At 67.6% G+C, this 17438-nt stretch carries 18 protein-coding genes; 9 read left to right on the top strand and 9 right to left on the bottom strand.

The annotated features are described in order from the left end of the window. The first annotated feature begins 47 nt into the window (after positions 1-47). From ACQHI0_RS10595 to ACQHI0_RS10605, 3 genes are all read left to right on the top strand, one after another. Entirely contained in the window at positions 48-980 is a 933-nt protein-coding gene (locus ACQHI0_RS10595) for an IclR family transcriptional regulator (RefSeq protein WP_427907764.1), read from the top strand. A 227-nt stretch (positions 981-1207) separates the two neighbouring features. Then, on the top strand, positions 1208-2635 hold the full coding sequence (locus ACQHI0_RS10600; protein WP_427907765.1) for a hypothetical protein: 1428 nt from the start codon (positions 1208-1210) through the stop codon (positions 2633-2635). Positions 2636-2727: 92 nt separating this feature from the next. Continuing rightward, positions 2728-3609, top strand: a complete 882-nt coding sequence (locus ACQHI0_RS10605; RefSeq protein WP_427907766.1) for a DUF5995 family protein — start codon at positions 2728-2730, stop codon at positions 3607-3609. A gap of 42 nt (positions 3610-3651) precedes the next feature. Here ACQHI0_RS10605 and ACQHI0_RS10610 read toward each other — a convergent pair whose 3' ends face one another. After that, positions 3652-4587, bottom strand: a complete 936-nt coding sequence (locus tag ACQHI0_RS10610; RefSeq protein ID WP_427907767.1) for an NAD-dependent epimerase/dehydratase family protein — start codon at positions 4585-4587, stop codon at positions 3652-3654. Positions 4588-4690: 103 nt separating this feature from the next. Beyond that, complete coding sequence (locus ACQHI0_RS10615; RefSeq protein ID WP_427907768.1) at positions 4691-6418, bottom strand: GMC oxidoreductase; 1728 nt, start codon at positions 6416-6418, stop codon at positions 4691-4693. Between the two features lie 99 nt (positions 6419-6517). On the opposite strand from ACQHI0_RS10615, the gene ACQHI0_RS10620 reads away from it, so the two are divergent. The 4 genes from ACQHI0_RS10620 to ACQHI0_RS10635 all read left to right on the top strand — a co-directional run bounded on the left by ACQHI0_RS10620 (position 6518) and on the right by ACQHI0_RS10635 (position 9776). Then, entirely contained in the window at positions 6518-7231 is a 714-nt protein-coding gene (locus tag ACQHI0_RS10620) for a MerR family transcriptional regulator (RefSeq protein ID WP_427907769.1), read from the top strand. 7 nt (positions 7232-7238) lie between these two features. Further along, on the top strand, positions 7239-7979 hold the full coding sequence (locus tag ACQHI0_RS10625) for a TetR/AcrR family transcriptional regulator (protein ID WP_427907770.1): 741 nt from the start codon (positions 7239-7241) through the stop codon (positions 7977-7979). Between the two features lie 83 nt (positions 7980-8062). Then, on the top strand, positions 8063-8656 hold the full coding sequence (locus ACQHI0_RS10630; protein WP_427907771.1) for a hypothetical protein: 594 nt from the start codon (positions 8063-8065) through the stop codon (positions 8654-8656). A 121-nt stretch (positions 8657-8777) separates the two neighbouring features. Further along, on the top strand, positions 8778-9776 hold the full coding sequence (locus tag ACQHI0_RS10635) for an AurF N-oxygenase family protein (protein ID WP_427907772.1): 999 nt from the start codon (positions 8778-8780) through the stop codon (positions 9774-9776). Positions 9777-9792: 16 nt separating this feature from the next. On the opposite strand, the gene ACQHI0_RS10640 is transcribed toward ACQHI0_RS10635, so the two are convergent. The 3 genes from ACQHI0_RS10640 to ACQHI0_RS10650 form a co-directional block, all read right to left on the bottom strand. Then, the gene (locus ACQHI0_RS10640; protein ID WP_427907773.1) at positions 9793-10515 is read right to left on the bottom strand and encodes a TetR/AcrR family transcriptional regulator; all 723 of its coding nucleotides are present in this window, start codon (positions 10513-10515) and stop codon (positions 9793-9795) included. 38 nt (positions 10516-10553) lie between these two features. Continuing rightward, positions 10554-11876, bottom strand: coding sequence for a family 1 glycosylhydrolase (locus ACQHI0_RS10645; protein WP_427907774.1), 1323 nt, complete (start codon positions 11874-11876; stop codon positions 10554-10556). Positions 11877-12112: 236 nt separating this feature from the next. Continuing rightward, the gene (locus ACQHI0_RS10650; protein WP_427907775.1) at positions 12113-12658 is read right to left on the bottom strand and encodes a nitroreductase/quinone reductase family protein; all 546 of its coding nucleotides are present in this window, start codon (positions 12656-12658) and stop codon (positions 12113-12115) included. Between the two features lie 110 nt (positions 12659-12768). On the opposite strand from ACQHI0_RS10650, the gene ACQHI0_RS10655 reads away from it, so the two are divergent. Next, positions 12769-13251 (top strand): nitroreductase family deazaflavin-dependent oxidoreductase, encoded by a 483-nt coding sequence (locus ACQHI0_RS10655; RefSeq protein WP_427907776.1) that lies wholly within the window; start codon positions 12769-12771, stop codon positions 13249-13251. A 1-nt stretch (position 13252) separates the two neighbouring features. Here the strand turns inward: ACQHI0_RS10655 and ACQHI0_RS10660 are convergent, their stop codons facing one another. The 3 genes from ACQHI0_RS10660 to ACQHI0_RS10670 form a co-directional block, all read right to left on the bottom strand. Continuing rightward, positions 13253-14455 carry a site-specific integrase gene (locus ACQHI0_RS10660; RefSeq protein WP_427907777.1) on the bottom strand — a complete coding sequence of 401 codons (1203 nt, stop codon included), beginning with the start codon at positions 14453-14455 and terminating at the stop codon, positions 13253-13255. Between the two features lie 109 nt (positions 14456-14564). Continuing rightward, positions 14565-14804, bottom strand: coding sequence for a hypothetical protein (locus tag ACQHI0_RS10665; protein WP_427907778.1), 240 nt, complete (start codon positions 14802-14804; stop codon positions 14565-14567). An 84-nt stretch (positions 14805-14888) separates the two neighbouring features. Beyond that, positions 14889-15587 (bottom strand): winged helix-turn-helix transcriptional regulator, encoded by a 699-nt coding sequence (locus tag ACQHI0_RS10670; RefSeq protein ID WP_427907779.1) that lies wholly within the window; start codon positions 15585-15587, stop codon positions 14889-14891. Between the two features lie 90 nt (positions 15588-15677). Between ACQHI0_RS10670 and ACQHI0_RS10675 the strand changes: the two genes are divergently transcribed. Then, the gene (locus ACQHI0_RS10675) at positions 15678-16799 is read left to right on the top strand and encodes an acyl-CoA dehydrogenase family protein (protein ID WP_427907780.1); all 1122 of its coding nucleotides are present in this window, start codon (positions 15678-15680) and stop codon (positions 16797-16799) included. A 23-nt stretch (positions 16800-16822) separates the two neighbouring features. Here the strand turns inward: ACQHI0_RS10675 and ACQHI0_RS10680 are convergent, their stop codons facing one another. Then, the gene (locus ACQHI0_RS10680; protein WP_427907781.1) at positions 16823-17350 is read right to left on the bottom strand and encodes a MarR family winged helix-turn-helix transcriptional regulator; all 528 of its coding nucleotides are present in this window, start codon (positions 17348-17350) and stop codon (positions 16823-16825) included. Positions 17351-17438: the final 88 nt, after the last annotated feature.

Raw genomic sequence — 17438 nt, forward strand, 5'->3', positions numbered from 1 at the left:
CCCCGACGGGTTGCGTTGTCGAATATTCGACGCTATTGTTCGGTATTGTGACACCAACAGTAAGCCGGGCCGCGCGCGCCGGTCAAGAGGTGACCCCGGATTCGATGGGCGATGCCGACATTCCTGGTGCCGCGTCGCCGCCGACTCAGCGCGTGGTCAAGGTCCTCGAGCTGCTGTCGCGCCATGCCACCGAACGGTTGTCCTTGGCCCGCATCGTGCGCGAAGCGGGGCTCTCCCGTGCCACCGCGCATGCTGTGCTCACCCAGCTCACCGCCGATGGCTGGACGGTGCGCGACGATGAGGGCTGCTACGGCATCGGGTTGCGGCTGCTGACCGTGGCGAAGCGGGCCGAAGCGGCATTTCCGCTGCGGCGCACCGCTGTTCCGCATCTGCGCGCCTTGTCCGAGCGGGCCGAGGTGCCGGTGTTCCTCGCCGAGCGAGCGGGCGACAGCATCGTGGTCACCGAGGTCGTCGGGCATCCGTCGGCCGGCTGGATTCGTGCCGGACGCCGCCTTCCGTTGGCGCCGCCCGTCTGCCGCGAATTCGTCGCTTGGGCAACCGAATCCGTGCAGGAGGCCTGGCTGGCCAGGGCGGATCCGGCCCATCGCGCGCGACTGGCCCTCGTACTCGACGAGATCCGCACCAGGGGCTACTCCGTCGAACGGCTCGTCGACGAATCGACCCCGATGCTGGAAGTACTGGCGGGCCTGCGTGATTCACCGATCACGGCGGCACTGCGCGCCCAGCTGGGTTCGGTCATCACCGAACTGATCACCATCGACTATCTCCCCGACGAACTCGGTTCCGAGAACGCGGTCGTCACCCTCTCGGCCCCGGTCCGCGATCGCCAGGGTGTTGTCGTGGCCGCGGTTGTCAGCTGCCCTGATACCCGGTTGTCGGCCGGGGCGCTGAACGAATTGGGTGCGGCGACGGTGGCGGCCGCGAACCTGATCACCGCCGGTGGGCCGACCGGGGATTGAGCCGGATCCCGCATGGCGTCGAGGTCGCTGTCGCTGGATCAGTCGATGGTGTGTCGGCGGCGATGTTGCCACCGAGCCGCGCGGGGCGCCAGTGTGCCGAACAGGTGCCATCCGCACGGTTTTCGAGTTCTCGGCCGAGCTGATTCGCCGTTACGCTGAGAGTGGATCTGACCGAATGCGGCCCGCTCGACGGTCGCAGCGTCAGAGGGCGAGGAAGGACTCCGGACGTGGCAAACGACAGTGATCGGTGGTGGGAGGCTCCCGGAATGTCGGGTCCCACCCCCGACCCCGCCCAATCTCCCGCCGATCCGACCCTCCTGCGGTCGCCCAGCAACCCACCCGAGCGCCCGGAAGACGGCGCGCAACAGTCGGCCGACTCGACGGCGGTCGAACGGCCTGGCAGCGGCGGCCGACATCCAGTCGCGCCGCCGACTGTGTTCGCGCAGCCCGGGACGGGTGAGCAGCCATCGGGACAGCAACCCGGGAATCAGCCGCAGTGGCAACAGCCCGGAACGGGGCAGCCGGGTAGCGGACAGCATCCGGTCGCGCCGCCGACAGTATTCGGGCAGACGGCGATGGGGCAGCCGCCGTACGCGCAGCAACCCGGCACCGGGAATCAACCGCAGTGGCAACAGCCGGGGACGGGGCAGCCTGGTAGCGGACAGCATCCGGTCGCGCCGCCGCCGATGGTCGGGCAGCCGTGGACCGGGCAGCAGCCCTATGCGCAGCAGGGGACCGGTCAGCAACCGTTCGGGCAAACCGGGATCGGGCAGGACCCCTACGCCCCGCCGGCGGGCAGCGCGCAACCGTACGCGTCCCAGCCGGGGAGCGGCCATCAGCCGTATGGAGAGCAATTCGGAACGGGCCAACAACCATTCGCCCAGCCGGGGTACGGCCAGCAGCCGTACGGTTATGCGCCCGCGCCGCAACAATATTCGCCGCCGCCGCGGCGTAGCGGAGGATCGGGCGCGATCATCGCGGTCATCGCCGTGGTCGTCGTGCTGGTGATCGGGGTGGCCGTCGCGGTCGCCGTCTCGGTCGCATCGTCCGATGAATCCGCCACCGCGGCGAGCACGACGACCACCACGAAGACGGGTCCGCTGACCGGCACGAGCACCGCACCGCTGGCGCCCGGGTCGAAGGGGGTGCTCATCCCCATCTACCGCGTCGCCTACGACGTCCCCTCCGCCTGGACGATCCACGCCGACTCCGACCCGATGTCGTTCAGCACCGCGGCCGGGACCGTCAATGGGCGCGGCCAGGCGACCGAGGGGGCCGACTACTGCCCCGGCTCGGTCTATCGCGCCATGGCCGCCGTCACCTCGACCACCGAAACCGACCTGGGTGCCGCAGCCCAATCGGTCGCGAAAATCTCTGCGGGCGGCGGGTATTCGGATCCCAGCGGTGGCACACTGAGCACCCCGACGTCGCTGAAGACCCAGAGCGGAGTCAGCGGCCAGTTCGTGGAAACCTCGGGAGCGTGGACCCCGACGGTCCCGGGTTGCACCGCGAACGCGTACTCCGTCTACACCTTCGGCTTCCGCAACGCCGCCAACACCGCGCTCGTGATGACCATCCTCGTCGACCGAGGTACCACCGGCGAACTCACCGCCGAGCAAGCCAAGAAGATGATCAACAGCCTGCGCCTGGTCTGAGCGGCTTCGGCGCCACCGCCAAAGCTGTGTGGCCGACACGCCCATCGGACCGTCGATGCGCGAATCACGCCGAGAGATGGTGGAATCGGCGCGTGCGCGTATCCAGTGGAATAGCCGCCTGTGCCGCCGTCGTGGCACTGGTTCTGCCCGCAGGCCCGGCCCAGGGTGCGGTCCGGGACACGGCTTGCGGGTCGACCCTGTCGCAGACCGACATCGCCGACATCGTGCGGTTGTCGGACACCTCGGCGATCTCCGGCGCCGACAGCCTGGACCGGCTCGAGGACGCGGTGGCTCGCCACCACCGGATCACCGAGATTCTCGTCGAACATCGCGACCTGCGTGGACTGTTCGCGATCGGGCTCGACGGCGTCGAGTACGCCGCGGTGATGCCGATGCAACGCGACCCGGCGGCGTTCGCGAACAGTGAGTACGCACACGCGATCAGCTCGGAACTGCTGCGCCGATTCCTCGACAATCTGCATGCCGAATTCACCGGCGGGATCGTGGAACCACAATGGGCGCACTATTTCTCACTCGCCCAGGACTGCGGGGCCTCGCGCGCCCGCACCGCTATGGCCGGCTACAACGCGCACCTGACCGTCGACCTGACCTACTCGGTGGCAGCTGTCGGCAGCAGGCCGGAGAACGCGGCGGACTATTTCAAGATCGTCGCCGGCATCGCGGCGGTCGGCGACGTGATCATCGACCGCACCAAGGCGGCCTACGGCGCCGACCTCGGCCCACTATGGCGGTTCTATTTCGTCGGCGAGGGGCTCGACCAGCTGTTCGGCGCGGGGGTCGCCACCGAACAGCTGCTCATCGCCGCCGACCTCGGCGCGAACACGGTGATCTTCACCAACGGCCTTGCCTTGCAAGACCCTGTTCTCGCACCCACGATCCGCGCGGAGATCACGGCGTTGTGGCACGCGGGCGACGTGGCTTTCGAAGCACTCGCCCGGATCAACGCACTCTGAGCACGTTCGAGATACCTTCTCGCACAGCTCTGGCCGGAGTTGTCAGGAGCGGTCGAACCGGATATCGGCTGCGAGACGGTCGTGACCGATGTCGTCGAGCGCGAGAAGCTGGTGGATCCAGGTCGGCACGGCGACCGGATTCCGGATCAGCGCCCGAACCGTGACAGCGGCGATCACGGCTGTAGCCAGCGATTGTCCACGACCGCTCGCCGATCTGATCGATCCGTCCGCAGACCGGGCGAGCGCGACCCAGCGGTCACTACCACCCGGCATATGGGCCGGTGACAGCGATTGCAGGGGCGGCGCCCAGGTGAGAGCCGCCAGACCGAGGGTGGCGAGCCGGGAGTCGAGGCGCAGGTAGGTACGCACCGGGACGCCGAACTCGCGGGTGAGGCGGTGCTGATCGGCGAAGTCGGCGCGCAAGGCGGGAAACGGTCGGTAGGCGGCAGCCGCAGGTATTGAGAAGCGTTGCCGCCCAGTGAAATTGAGAATGCTGGTGCCGTCGGCGTCGGGAAAGCGCCTGCCGAGGAGCCGATAGGTCCAGGCAGTCGCGGCGGGGCCGTGGGTTTCGCCGGAGCCGAGGCCGATCATGATGTCGACTTGACCGCGGTGGTGTGTGAGCGCGTCGACGGCCAGCAGGGTGGTCAAGCCGGGAGCCAACCCGACGCCGAGCACCACGGGGCCGTCGACATCTTCGAGCGCCTGCACATAGTCCGACGTCGCGGAGATGTCGACGAACGGGATCCCGCGAGCGGCGCAGGCCCTCGCCAACCGAATGTCCTCCGCGCCTGCGCAGTTCACGACGATGGTCGCCCCCGCCATGGCCACGTCGACACCGGCGCTGTCGCGCAGGTCGACCACCTGATCCGCCCTGGCGGGATCACGCCCCGCCGCTTGCACGGCGACTCCTTCGGCGCGCAGCAAGCGCACCAGATGCGCGCCGACCGTTCCGTATCCGCCCAGAACCAGCACCGACATCGCAGGTCCTCCCGTCGTCCGTACCGATGCTACGTGGCCGGGAACGGGATCGGCCCCGGCTTCGCGGTGGGTGACCGCGAGGCCGGGGCCTGATGACGTCGAATCAGCCTGCGGTCTTCTCCGAGCTGCGGATCTCGACGATCGGCAGCACCAGTGCGGCGGGTGCGCTCGCGGGCACGGCTGGCTGGTTGGGTCGAACCGGGGCGATCTTGGTGTAGCCGGCGCCCTGTTCGGGACGGGTGTCGATTTCACCCTTGTTCGGCCAGTAGGCGGCCGCGCGCTCGGCCTGCGCGGTGATGGTGAGCGACGGGTTGACACCGAGGTTGGCCGACACGGCGGCACCGTCGACGACGCTGAGCGTCGGGTAGCCGTACACGCGGTGGTAGGCGTCGATCACGCCGTGCTCGCGGTCCGCGCCGATCGCCGCACCGCCGAGGAAGTGCGCCGTCATCGGCACGTTGAACACGTCACCCCAGGTACCACCGGCGACGCCGCCGATCTTCTCCGCGACCCGGCGGGTCACATCGTTGCCCGCCGGGATCCACGTCGGGTTCGGTTGTCCGTGGCCCTGTTTGGAGGTCAGCTTGCGACCACCGAACAGCCCGCGCTTGGTGTAGGTGGTGATCGAGTTGTCCAGGTGCTGCATGACGAGGGAGATGATCGTGCGCTCGCTCCAGTTCTTCACGCTCATGAAGCGCAGGAAGATCAGGGGATTGGACAGCACCAGGCCGAGGAATCGCAGCCACCGCGGCACCCGTCCGCCACCGTCGACCATCAGCGTCTGCAGCATGCCCATCGAGTTCGAGCCCTTGCCGTAGCGCACCGGCTCGACGTGCGTGTCGGGGGTGGGGTGGATCGACGAGGTGATCGCGACACCCTTGGTGAAGTCCTGGTCGGGGCCGAGCGTCTTGGTCGCGGCGCCGACGATGGACTCGGAATTCGTCCGGGTGAGCAGGCCGAGCTTGTCCGACAGGTTCGGCAGCGAGCCTTCGTCGCGCATCGCGTGCAGCAGCTTCTGCGTGCCGAGAGTGCCCGCCGCGAGCACGACATGCTTGGCGGTCAGGGTCTTGGGTGCCTTACGCACCCAGGCACCGGTGCGCTCGGTGGCCACATCCCATGTGCCGTCCGGCAGTGGTCGCAACGACGACACCGTGGTCATCGGAATGACCTGTACGCCGGCCTTTTCGGCGAGATAGAGGTAGTTCTTCACCAGGGTGTTCTTGGCGCCGAACTTGCAACCGACCATGCAGTCGCCACATTCCACACAGCCGGTGCGCTCGGGACCGGCACCACCGAAGTAGGGGTCGGCCTCGGTCTCGCCCGGCGTACCGAAGAACACGCCGACGGGCGTCTGGACGAAGGTCTCGCCCACCCCCATGTCCTCGGCGACGGCCTTGAAGATCTCGTCGGCGGGGGTCATGTGGGGATTCGTCACCACACCGAGCATCTTTTTCGCCTGCTCGTAATAGGGCGTCAGCTCGGTGCGCCAATCGGTGATCTCGCGCCACTGCGGGTCCTGGAAGAATGGCTCCGGCGGCACGTAGAGGGTGTTGGCGTAGTTCAGGGAACCACCGCCGACACCGGCGCCGCCCAGGATCAGAACGTCGCGCAACGGGTGGATGCGCTGGATGCCATAGCAGCCGAGCTTGGGCGCCCACACGAATTTGCGCAGGTCCCAACTGGTTTTGGGCAGTTCGTCATCGGCGAAGCGGCGGCCGGCTTCGATGACGCCGACCTTGTAGCCCTTCTCCACCAGGCGCAGTGCGGTGACACTGCCGCCGAAGCCGGAGCCGACGATCAGAACGTCGAAATCGGTGGTGCGCTCGGGCATGGGGGAGCTCCTCGATCGGTGTCGGCAGTGACGCGGGTAACGCTAATGGCGACAGCCAGAGCTGTCAACGTAGGTTCCGGCTCGCCCTATGCTGGTCGGGTGGCCCGATACACCCGAGCGGAACTCGCCGACGTCAGCGGCGTGGCGTCGCGCACCATCCGCTACTACCACTCGCTGGGCGTGCTGCCGAAACCCGGTCGCGCGGGCAAGGAAGTCGTCTACTCGGACGAGCATGTGGACCGGCTGCGCGACATCGTCGCCATGCAGGCGCGCGGGCTACGGCTGGACGCCATCCGCGAGGTGTTCGAGACCGAACCGCAGGCCGGCGACTGGCGCACGCTGTTCGATCCGCGCGCGGGACAGTCCGTCGAACGCTCGTCCTCCGTCGACGATGCCGAGCTGGTCGCCATGCTGGGGGAGCGTGGCACCGATGTGCTCACCGAACTCGTCGCGGCCGGATATCTGGAACGGCGCGGCCAACACTGGTTCGTCGCGGACCGCACGATGCTCAAAGCCGCACTCGTCCTCTACGACGTCGGTATCGACATCACGCTCAGTGGGGTCTTGCGGACACTGATTCAGTCACGCATCGCCGATCTCGCCGACGACGTGGTGTCCACGGTCCGCGATGCGACGGGCACCGGTTACGGCGGCGAAGGGGTGGGCGTAGACCTGAGCCGCTTCCGCGACCGACTGCTCGCGATGGCCTGGGCGGTCGGCGGCGCGACATTTGCCGCCGAGATCGAACGCGCCGCCGCCGAAGACGACACGGCCGGACGCCGGGACCCGGCCCGCGCCGCGAGTGCGCGATGATCGGACGATGAGCTCCGACCGGCCGGGTCCGCGCGCACTGGCCCGCGCGCAGACGATCGCCGACATCAAACGCATCGGCCGCGAGCATCTGGCCACACAGGGTGCCGCGGCATTGTCGTTGCGCGCGGTCGCCCGCGATCTGGGCGTGGTCTCGTCGGCGGTGTATCGGTACGTCCGCAGCCGTGACGAACTGCTGACCATGCTGGTGGTCGACGGCTACAACGCGCTGGGCGACGCCGTCGACGCGGCACTGATCGACGCGCCGGAGGATCCCGCGACCCGTTTCCGGGTCGCCGCACGGGCCGTGCGGGCATGGGCGCTGGCCGAACCGGCCTGGTACGGCATGCTCTTCGGCACACCTGTCCCCGGCTACGCCGCCCCGGCCGACGACACCGAAGCGCCGGGTATCCGGGTGATCGCGATCCTGCTCGGCATCATCGACAGCGCCTACCGCCAGGGCCGGCTCGACGTCCCCGGGGCCGACCCCGCAATCTCCCCGCGTACCGCGGCCGATTTCGTGACGGTCCGCGAGCAGTTCGGCCTTGCCACCCCGGATCGGGTGATCGCCGCCGCCCTTACCGCGTGGACCACACTGTTCGGCGCGGTGAACTTCGACGTGTTCGACATGTACGGCCGCGACACCTTCGCCGATCGCGCCGAGATCTTCGACTTGCATGTCGACCAGCTACTGCACCTGCTCGGCTTCGTCGTGCCGCGCCCGGACCATGTGGACCGGTCGGTACGGTAGCGATCTGAAGAGTTCCCGCGGTATGTGGGGAGAGGAATGTGTGAACGGCGACATCGGCGTCGCCAACTAAGGAGAGTGCCCGAGTGAATTCCCGCGAGGAGATCTTGCGCAGAGTCCGTGACGGGCTGCTCGACCTGCCCGAGGACGAGCGCCGGGTACCCATGCGTCGATCCGCAGGCAGGCACGCGATCGTGGATCCGGCCGAGCGGGCCGAGGTGCTCGAACGGTTCGTCGACCGGTTGCGCGAGCACGGCTCGCTGGTGCGCACCGTCGACATCGCGGGCCTGCCCGCCGCCGTCGCCGACGTGCTCTACGGCATGAGCGTGCAGACGGTGCTCGCGGCGGTGGAGCCGGGCCCGGCGTGGCTGGACCACTGGGCCGGTGCGCCAGGTCATCAGGTCGTACACAGCGGCTCGGACTCGGCCGAGCCCGGCGACGCGGTGGTGCGCGATGCGGTGGCCGGTGACGCGTCGACCGGCTCGCTGGCACTCGACGTCGACGGGGGGCCTGCTGTCTCCGAGGCCGTGCCGCAGGTGTGTGTCGTCCGCGCCGATCGCGTGTACGTATCCCTGCCCGAAGCGCTGGACCATCTCGACCAGCGGCGACCGCTGATCTGGCTCGGCGGTCCCGGTGACGGCGAGTTGGCGCGTCAGCTGGTGGTTCTGCTCGTCGAATAGGACGCGGGAAACGTTATCGAGTCAGGGTTGTATGAGACTGACGGTCTCAGTTATTCTTGGGGTAACGGTGTGACGGCGCTAACAGCGTCGTGCACGCCCGACGCGAACCGAGGAGGCACCGATGACGCTGACCGAATCGAGCCGTGGCGGACCCATCACCGAGGAGTACCGAGAGGCGCTGGCAACCCTGTCACAGGGTTCTGTCGACCGTCATTTCGATCCCTACCTCGATATCGACTGGGATTCGCCCGAGCTCGCCCTTGACCCGAACGATGTGCGGTGGGTTCTCTCACCGGAGGTCGATCCCCTCGGCGCCACGCAGTGGTACCGCGATCAACCGCTCGACCGGCGCATCGCGATCGGCAAATGGCGCACAGCCAATTCGATCAAGGTCGGCGCCGCCTTCGAGAGCATCCTGATCCGCGGAATGATGCAATACATCATGAAGCTGCCGAACGGCTCGCCGGAGTTTCGGTACTGCTTGCACGAAATGACCGAAGAGTGCAACCACATCCAGATGTTCCAGGAGCTGGTCAACCGCATCGACGTCGACGTGCCCGGGATGCGGCCGATGTTTCGGGCGCTGTCCCCGCTGATCGGAGTCGCGGGCGGCTATGCCCACACCATCCTGTTCATCGGCATCCTCGGTGGCGAGGAACCGATCGACCACTACCAGAAGGCAATGATCCGCGAGGGCGCGTCGCTGCCGCCGATGGTCTTGCGCACCATGGAGATTCACATCGCCGAGGAAGCGCGCCACATCTCCTTCGCCGGGGATTTCCTCACCGCGCACATCGGGCGGATGGGCAAGTTCAACCGTGGTGTCTGCTCGGTGGCGTTCCCGATCGCGATGCGCTGGCTGGTCAGCGAGATCATGGCACCGCCGCGTTCGTTCGAGCGCGAGTTCGATATTCCGCGCGAGGTCATCGAGCAGGCGTTCTGGAAGTCGGAGCATTCCCAGCAGATCCTGTCGGGCTACTTCGGCGATATGCGCAAACTGGCCACCGATCTCGGCCTGATGAACCCGACCGCCAAGTGGCTGTGGCGGAAGTTCGGTATCGACGGGCCCGTGTCGCGCTACCGCAGCGAGCCCGAACGCAGCGCGCGCCGCGCCGCCTGAGCGAATCGCCCGCGGCTCAGTCGCCGGCGATCAGCTGCGTGATGATCTCGGTGAGTTGCTGGTCGGGGTCCAGGTTCAGGCCGTGGCGGCGGGCGACGCCGTCGACCACGTGCCAGGCGTAGGAGGCGACCTCCTCGATCAGCTGGTCCCTGGTGAGTGCCGGGTTCGGGTCGTTGGCCCAGCGGGTGACGGTGGCCTCGGTCATCGACACGATGGCGAAGGTCATCGTGTCGGCCGAGGCCTCGTCGGTTACCCCGACCACCCCGGCCAGTCCGGTGACCAGCGCTCTGGTCGACCCCGCGATGGTGGCGATCAGCGCGCTCATCGCATCGATATCGGGATCGGCCTCCGACGGACCCGTCCGCAGGAACTCGTGAAGCCGGGGATGGTCCTGGATCCAGGTGACGACGCCGCCGATCGTGCGCACCAGGATCTCGTGGATGGAGCCCTCGGCGATGTCGAGCGCGTCCTCGATGTCGGCGACGAAACGGTCGGCGATCTCGCTCCTGATCCGGCGATCCAGCTCGTCGCGACCGGCGAACTGCCGGTAGACCACCGATTTCGCGAGCCCGGCGTGCTCGGCGACCTGGATGATCGGCACCTCGACACCGGCGGGCGCCTGTTCGATCAGCTCGACCGCGGCCAGCACGATCCGCTCCCGGCGGCTGTCGTTGTGCGGCTGCCATCGGGCCTGCCTGCCGCTCACGGCGTTGGAAGGGTGTGACGCTGTGCTCGACACCCGCCCGAGTGTAGAGCAACCATCGGTTCTTCAAACCGCTACCGAGGGACCGACACCGGATCGGCGCAACTGGCGAGCCCGTCGACGAGTGAACACGGGGCGACGGGGCGCGTCGGTCGGTAGTCGGGGCCGACGCCGCCCGCCGCGGTGATCGCGCGGTATGCCGCGACCGCGTCGGTGGGGGTGCGGGTCAGGGTCGGGTCGGTCAGCACGTCGACCGTGTAGAGGCCGAAACGTGCTGTGTAGGAACCCCATTCGTAGTTGTCGGTGAGGCTCCAGTAGTTGTAGCCCATCAGTGGGATGCCGTCGGCGACCGCGCGCTGCAACCAATACACGGTGTCGCGCAATGAATCCGCGCGGGTGTAGCCGTCGGCGCGGGGGCGTCCGTTCTCGGTGGGCATGCCGTTCTCGACGATGTAGAGCGGGCGGCCGGGGAACTTTCGCGCGTAGTGGTCGAGCGCGTAGTAGATGCCCTCGGGTTGCAGCGGAATCGTCCAGAGTTTGTCGGGATCGGGGATGTGCAGCTGAGTGGGGGACAGGCCGTAGTAGTAGTCGATGCCGATGTAGTCCAGGCGTGCCGAGATCCGGTCGAGCAGCAATCCGCTGACCGCGTCGTCGACGGCGGGGATATAGGCGACATTGCTGGTGACCTGGGCGCCCGGGTGCACGGCGTGGATGTAGTCGTAGATGCTGTTGTGCGCCTGAATGATTCGCTCACCCATGGTGAGGACGTCGGCGGCGGCGATACCTCCGTGGCGCAGATCGTTGACCAGATAGAACGTCGGCTCGTTGAATGTCACCCACAACGGGTCGGCGCCGGCGTATCGGTCGACGACATGGCGCGCGTTGGACAGCCAGTTCGCGACGATCTCCGGATCGCGCCACCCGCCGCGGTCGGCGGCCCAGCCGGGATACACCCAGTGGTCGAGAGTGAGCATCGGCCGCATCCCCGCCTCCGTGATAGCGCCGACGACGTCGTCGTAGAACGCGAGCGCTGCCTCGTCCCAGACGCCGGGTCGCGGCTGGACGCGTGCCCACTCGATGCCGATGCGGTACACGCGCACACCGAGTTTCGCGGCGAGGGCGATGTCGGAGCGGTAGCGATTCCGGAAGTCGACCGAGTTCAGGTAGGGGTCGGCGGTGGTCCCGGATTTGACATAGCGGCGCCAATTGCTGTCCGGCGCATCGCCTTCGGCCTGGAAGCCGGAAGCTGCCACGCCCCAGAGGAATTCGGGTCCGAGCGGTGCCAGCTGAGCCGGCGCGGGTGGCCGAGCAAGGGCGGGGGAGGGGCTGGTCGCGAGCAGCGCGGCCGCAGCCAGGGCGACCGTGGCGAGGAATCGGCGACCAGTGGGGGAGGGCATGGCACTCCTGGCGGGCTAGGGAGAAGGGGAGTGCGATCAGTGTGCGACATCGAGGTGGTTGTGCGGGGGAATTAGGGCGGAGCGGCGAAGCTGGAGCCTTTCACAATTTCTTCATGTAGTTACGTAGATATGCGCATCTAACCATGTGTCCGACTCCGTCCATATACTCACGCCTCACCTCCCACCATGTCCGCACGACACGACAACTCACCAGCACGGACAGAGGAGGGCTTCGGCTAGACCGCCAAATCGATGGCTACGGCACGACCGGTGTCGAACCAGTACTCGTGTAGCTCGCGGATCTTCGTCCGCGAGGGAATCCCGCGCAGGTGAAGGGTGCATTCGCCGAAGTCCACCAGCACGACGGTGTCGCACAGCAGGGCGCGGGCGGTGGCGAGTTCGGCCGGGTCGGTGATCTCCCTGGCGGTTCCGCTGAAGGTGCCGTCGGTCAGCCGCACCGTGACGTGTGGGTCGGCGCGGACGTTGAGCAGCCAGGCATTGACCGCATCCGGCTGCTGAACCGTCACATGCGGCGGCATCAACTGGACCAGGTACGCCCGATCGGCGTCGCGAAAGATCCGTACGCACTTCGGGCGCGGAAGGCCCGTCTTGCGTCCCGTGGTTGTGAGAATCCCGTAGCCGCGCGGGGCACGGAGGCGAAAGAACGGCAGCATGCCGGCGCTGAGCAGCTTGCCGTCGCGGGGGCCGCGCACGAGTCGGCCGTGCTTGCTGATCTCGGCCTCGGCCGCGGCGCGCCTTGCCTCGTTTCGACCCTCGTCCATGCCTCCATGGTCCGCCCAGGGTGATCGGCCGTCCAGCACATCGAGTGAGTTGTCTCTCAGCGCACCGTCGTGAGTGGGCGAATGCGGTTCGCTCGAGCCAGGATTCGGGGATGGTTTGGAATCCCTTGCCGGGCTTCGCACGCGTGGTCGCGACACAGCCCTGGGTAATGCGTGGCGCCGGCCTCGTTCTGCCGACCGAACGGTTGTTGCGCAGGCTCAGCGGTGGCCGGTGGGGTGTTCTCGACGTGGCTGGGCTCCCATCGATCGAGATCACGGTGGTCGGACGCAAGTCCGGCCAGCCGCGCACCACCTCGCTGCTGTGCGTGCCCGATGGCGACGGTTTCTACCTGGTCGGCTCGAACTGGGGTAAGCCGGAGCACCCGGCATGGTCGGCGAACCTGCGCGCGGCCCGCACCGCATCGGTCCGCTTCGACGGCAGCAGTGCGTTCCCGGTGAGCGTTGCCGAGATCTCCGGGGTCGAACGCAAGCGCGTCTGGGACCAGGCCGTCGAGTTCTGGCCGGGTTACGAGATGGAGTTCCAGCTCTCGGGCGGTCGCGAGTTCCGGATCTTCCGGCTCGACCGGATTCGCTAGCTCACAGCCCGAGCTTGGTGACCGCGTTGTCTTCGAGTGGGTTCGCGGTGCGGATGTAGCGGTGGACGGTTCGGGGGTTGGCCCAGCGGCCCTGGCGCATGATCTCGCGGTCGCTCGCTCCACCGAGGGCGGCCTGGGTGGCGAATCCAGCGCGCAGGGAGTGCCCGGAGAACAGGTCGGGGTCGAGGCCGGCGCGGGCCGCATAGCGTTTGACGAGTTCGGCGACGGCGCGGCCCGACAGTGCGGTGGTGCCGATCGAGCCGTGGCGGTTGATCGTGGGGAACAGCGGGCGGTCCTCGTCGGTGCTGAGTGGGGTTCCGGTGAAGCCGTGGCAGCGGTGGATCGTGGTGTCGGCGGCGGGGTTGTTCGTGGTCCAGGATCGTGTGCCTGCGTCGCCTGCGTCGGTGTGGACCTCCAGTAGCCGGACCCAGTCGGCGAACGCGCAGATCGGGCAGGTGCGTGGGTGTTTGCCGCGGGGCAGGGCGATGCGCTGTTCGGCGATGCCGGTCGGGTCGGTCTTGGTGGTCGGCAGGTGCACGATGAGCAGTGGTTCGCCGGTGGTGTGGTCGGTGCGCACGTGCACGTCGCTGACGCGCAAGCCCGCGAGTTCGCTGCGGCGCAGGGCGCCGGCGAAACCGACCAGCAGTGCCAGGGCGTCTCGGCGGCGCGCGGGTTCGGTAGGCCAGTCGGGTGCGGGGAGTTCGGCGAGAAGTTGGTCGAGGGTGTGCAGCAGGACCGGCCGTTTGCGGGTCGGCGGGGTGCGACGGGTGCGACGGATACCGCGCAGGGTGAGCCGGACGACGTCGGAGCGGGTCGGTGAGGGGAGTCCGTTGGCGGCGTGGACGGCGGCGATGGCGGCGGACTTGCGATCCAGGGTGGCCGGGCTGAATGCCCATGCGCCGCTTTCGCGTCGGGCATCAGCGGAGGCGGCCAGATAGACGGCGACGTCGAGTGGGTCCGCGGGGAGTGCCTGTCGCTGCTCGACCGCGCACCAGCCTGCCCAGGCGATCCAGTCGGTTCGGTAGGCGCGCAGGGTATTCGCCGATTGGGACGCTTCGAGGTAGCGGCGTAGGGTGCCTGCCTGGTTGTCGTCGAAGCGTTCACGGACCAGGCGCAGGGCGGCGGTGTCGACGAGGACGCTGCGTACGCCGCGACGCAGTTCGGTGCGTACCTGTTCGGGGAGGACGACCGATGTGTCGCTCAACCTGGCCACTCCTCGCGTGAATTCGCCTCTGGCGCCGATGACTTCTGGCTGTGCAGCCTAATCGTGCGCGGACGCGATGGGCCGGGTAGGCGTCGTCAGTGGCGTGGTGTCACGGCATCTCTTCGAGTTCGGCGAGCTGGGTGTGGATGTAGGCGGCGAGGCGGTGTTTGGCCGCGCCGGTGAGGAAACTGGTGTCGCCGAGGCGCGGGAAGTGGTCGTCGGCCTGTTCGGGCGTCGCCGCGGCGGTGTCAGGAGTATCGCTGACGAGTTCGAGACGCGCCGGATGCTGTTGGGGGAGAAGGGCATTCGGTTCGTACGGCTCTGAGGTTACTGCTCCGGTACGTACCATGGTCGAATCCTAACGTTTTGATTACGGCGGCTGCCAACATGACGCGGCAAGTAGTGATTACCGCCACGTTTTGTTCGATATAGTTCATGACGCGCGCGCTGTTGGGTCCAATCGAGCCGTAGCCGCGACATATCCGGCCACTGGACTCAGCCGCAACACGGCGGGCATTCGGCGGGTGAGCGCGGGCGGACCGGTGAAGGTGATCCGCCCGGTGCGTTGCGCGTGCGTGAGCGGCATGCGACCCAACCACACCTCGTACAGTCCGGCGACATCCGCGCTGATCGTGACGTCGACGGGATAGCCGGGATCGGTCTCGCACACCGAGGGAACGGCGGCTTCGACCACGATCCAGAAACGACGTAGGTCGTCGGTGAACCTGACCTGCAGCACCTGCCGCCGACCGGGCAGCATCGAGGTGTCGACTCGGGTGTGCATCCACCAGACGAGCAGGGCGGCGTCGAGTTCCTCTTCCTGGGGTGCGCCGAATGTCCAGCGCGCACCCCATTCGCCGAGGCCGAACAGAATGGGCTGGAGTTGGGTCCCTGCCTCGGTGAGCAGGTGTTCGGTGCCGAGCTTTTCGATCAGCCCGGCGCGTTCGAACTGGCGCAGGCGTTTGGCGAGCAGGCTGCGCGAGAGGCCGGGTAGGCCGCGGGCGAGGTCGTTGAAGCGGGTGGTGCCGAGGAACAGGTCGCGCAGGATGAGCAGCGACCATCGTTCGCCGAGCACGTCGAGGGCGCGCGAGATCGGGCAGTACTGGCCGTAGCCTGCGGTCGTGCTTGTCATGGTCACCTCGCCGACAGGGTCCATTTTCTGGACCGGGAGAGTCCACTTTCTGGACTATCTGGTTATCGCGGCGCTTCCTACCTTCGAAACATGACTTCGACAATTTCCGGCACCATGTCCAGCGCCGACCGGGTTTCCCTCGCCCGCGAGATCGGTGAAACCCTGCGTCCGGAGGTCCCTGAGCGCGACCGCACCGGCGCGGTCTCTGTCACGGCGTTCGACCTGTTGCGGTCGAGCGGGTTGTCGGCGGCGCTCGTGCCGCTCGAGTTCGGCGGCGGGGGTGCCAGCCATCGGGAGATGGGGGAGATCCTGCGCGAACTCGGTAGGCATGATCCGTCGACGGCGGTGGCGTTCGCGATGCATTCGCATCTGGTGGCCGCGCAGGTGTGGCGGCACAACCATGGGGTGGATGCCTCGGCGGTGTTCGCGAAGGTCGCGGGCGGGGCGATTCTGGTCAGCACCGGTGCCTCGGATTGGGTCGATTCCAATGGGCAGGCGGTGCGGGTCGACGGTGGGTATCGGGTGAGTGCGCGCAAGGCGCCCGCGAGTGGGTGTGAGGTGGGCGACGTGCTGGTCACCAGTGTTCGATACGACGATGAGGTGTTGCACTTCGCGATCCCGTTGGCCGCCGCGGGCGTGAGCATCGACAAGACCTGGGATTCGTTCGGTTTGCGTGCGAGCGGTTCGCATACGGTCGTGCTCGACGACGTGTTCGTCCCCGACGCCGCGATCTCACTGACCCGCCCGGCCGGTCCGTGGCCGCCGGTGCTGAATGTGGTGATCGGCGCGGCGCTTCCCCTGGTGCTGGCTGCCTACCTCGGTGTCGCGGACGCGGCTGTCGACCTCACCGCACACCTACTCGCGGGCCGTTCCGAAGCCCACACAATCCAGTCGGCCGGCGAGATGCTCAACGCCCATACCACCGCGCAGGACCTCATCGCGGCGATGTTCGCCGACTCGGAGAACCTGGCCTTCCCCAACACCGACACCTACGCCGCCCGCACTCTCAGCCGCAAAACCGTCGCCGCCGACGCGTTGATCACCACCGTCCGCCTTGCCATCGAAACCACCGGCGGCGCAGGCTATTCCCGCGCCTGCGACCTCGAACGCCTCTACCGCGACGTCCACGGCTGCCAGTTCCATCCCCTGCCTCGCGCCAAACAGACCCACTTCAGCGGACGGGTTCTGTTGGGGCACAGTCCACTCGACTGAGTTCAGAGGTGCTGTGTCTTGCGCTAGTGCGGAGTATCGCGCCTCTCCGTTTGCGCGCCCACGTGATCCGATCGCTGGTGGGATGGCTCGGTGGTGTCCGTTTTCCGGTTGTGGTGGTCTAACAGCTTGGCCAGCAGCCCGGTCAGTTGCCGTCGTTCTCCCGGCGAGAGTGGGTCCAGAAGTTCTTCCTGGCTGTGGGCGAGTTGCTTTTCCAGGCGGCGCAGTCGGCGCTTGCCCGCGGTGGTGAGGGAGATGATATTGCGGCGGCGGTCGGTGGGATCGGGGGTGCGTTCGACGAGGGTGTGGTCGGCGAGTTCGTTGATGGTGGCGACCATGTCGCTGACGTGGATGCCGCTGCGGCGGCCGAGGGTGGCTTGGCTGGCGGGGCCGAATTCGTCGAGGGTGGCCAGGAGGCGGTAGTGGTAGCCGCGGGCGTCGACGGCGGCGAAACCTTCGCTGACCAGGCGGTGGGCGTGGTTGCCGGTTTGGGTGAGTAGCCAGGTCGGCAAGGTTGCCCATCTGGCTGCGGTCGGCTCGGGTGGGTGCTCCATGTGACAACACTAACAAATCGTTTGTGTGACCAACGATCGCGATATCGTTGGTCCTACAAACGTTCGTCGCCCAAACGTTGGGTGGATG

Source organism: Nocardia sp. FBN12 (genome assembly GCF_050320175.1).
GTDB lineage: Bacteria > Actinomycetota > Actinomycetes > Mycobacteriales > Mycobacteriaceae > Nocardia.

Bases quoted from the DNA above. Each gene is read 5' to 3' on its own strand.
- ACQHI0_RS10670 (WP_427907779.1), bottom strand. From the start codon at position 15,587: ATGACAAGCACGACCGCAGGCTACGGCCAGTACTGCCCGATCTCGCGC.
- ACQHI0_RS10645 (WP_427907774.1), bottom strand. From the start codon at position 11,876: ATGCCCTCCCCCACTGGTCGCCGATTCCTCGCCACGGTCGCCCTGGCT.
- ACQHI0_RS10610 (WP_427907767.1), bottom strand. From the start codon at position 4,587: ATGTCGGTGCTGGTTCTGGGCGGATACGGAACGGTCGGCGCGCATCTG.
- ACQHI0_RS10650 (WP_427907775.1), bottom strand. From the start codon at position 12,658: ATGGACGAGGGTCGAAACGAGGCAAGGCGCGCCGCGGCCGAGGCCGAG.
- ACQHI0_RS10655 (WP_427907776.1), top strand. From the start codon at position 12,769: ATGGTTTGGAATCCCTTGCCGGGCTTCGCACGCGTGGTCGCGACACAG.
- ACQHI0_RS10675 (WP_427907780.1), top strand. From the start codon at position 15,678: ATGACTTCGACAATTTCCGGCACCATGTCCAGCGCCGACCGGGTTTCC.
- ACQHI0_RS10665 (WP_427907778.1), bottom strand. From the start codon at position 14,804: ATGGTACGTACCGGAGCAGTAACCTCAGAGCCGTACGAACCGAATGCC.
- ACQHI0_RS10625 (WP_427907770.1), top strand. From the start codon at position 7,239: ATGAGCTCCGACCGGCCGGGTCCGCGCGCACTGGCCCGCGCGCAGACG.
- ACQHI0_RS10635 (WP_427907772.1), top strand. From the start codon at position 8,778: ATGACGCTGACCGAATCGAGCCGTGGCGGACCCATCACCGAGGAGTAC.
- ACQHI0_RS10680 (WP_427907781.1), bottom strand. From the start codon at position 17,350: ATGGAGCACCCACCCGAGCCGACCGCAGCCAGATGGGCAACCTTGCCG.
- ACQHI0_RS10615 (WP_427907768.1), bottom strand. From the start codon at position 6,418: ATGCCCGAGCGCACCACCGATTTCGACGTTCTGATCGTCGGCTCCGGC.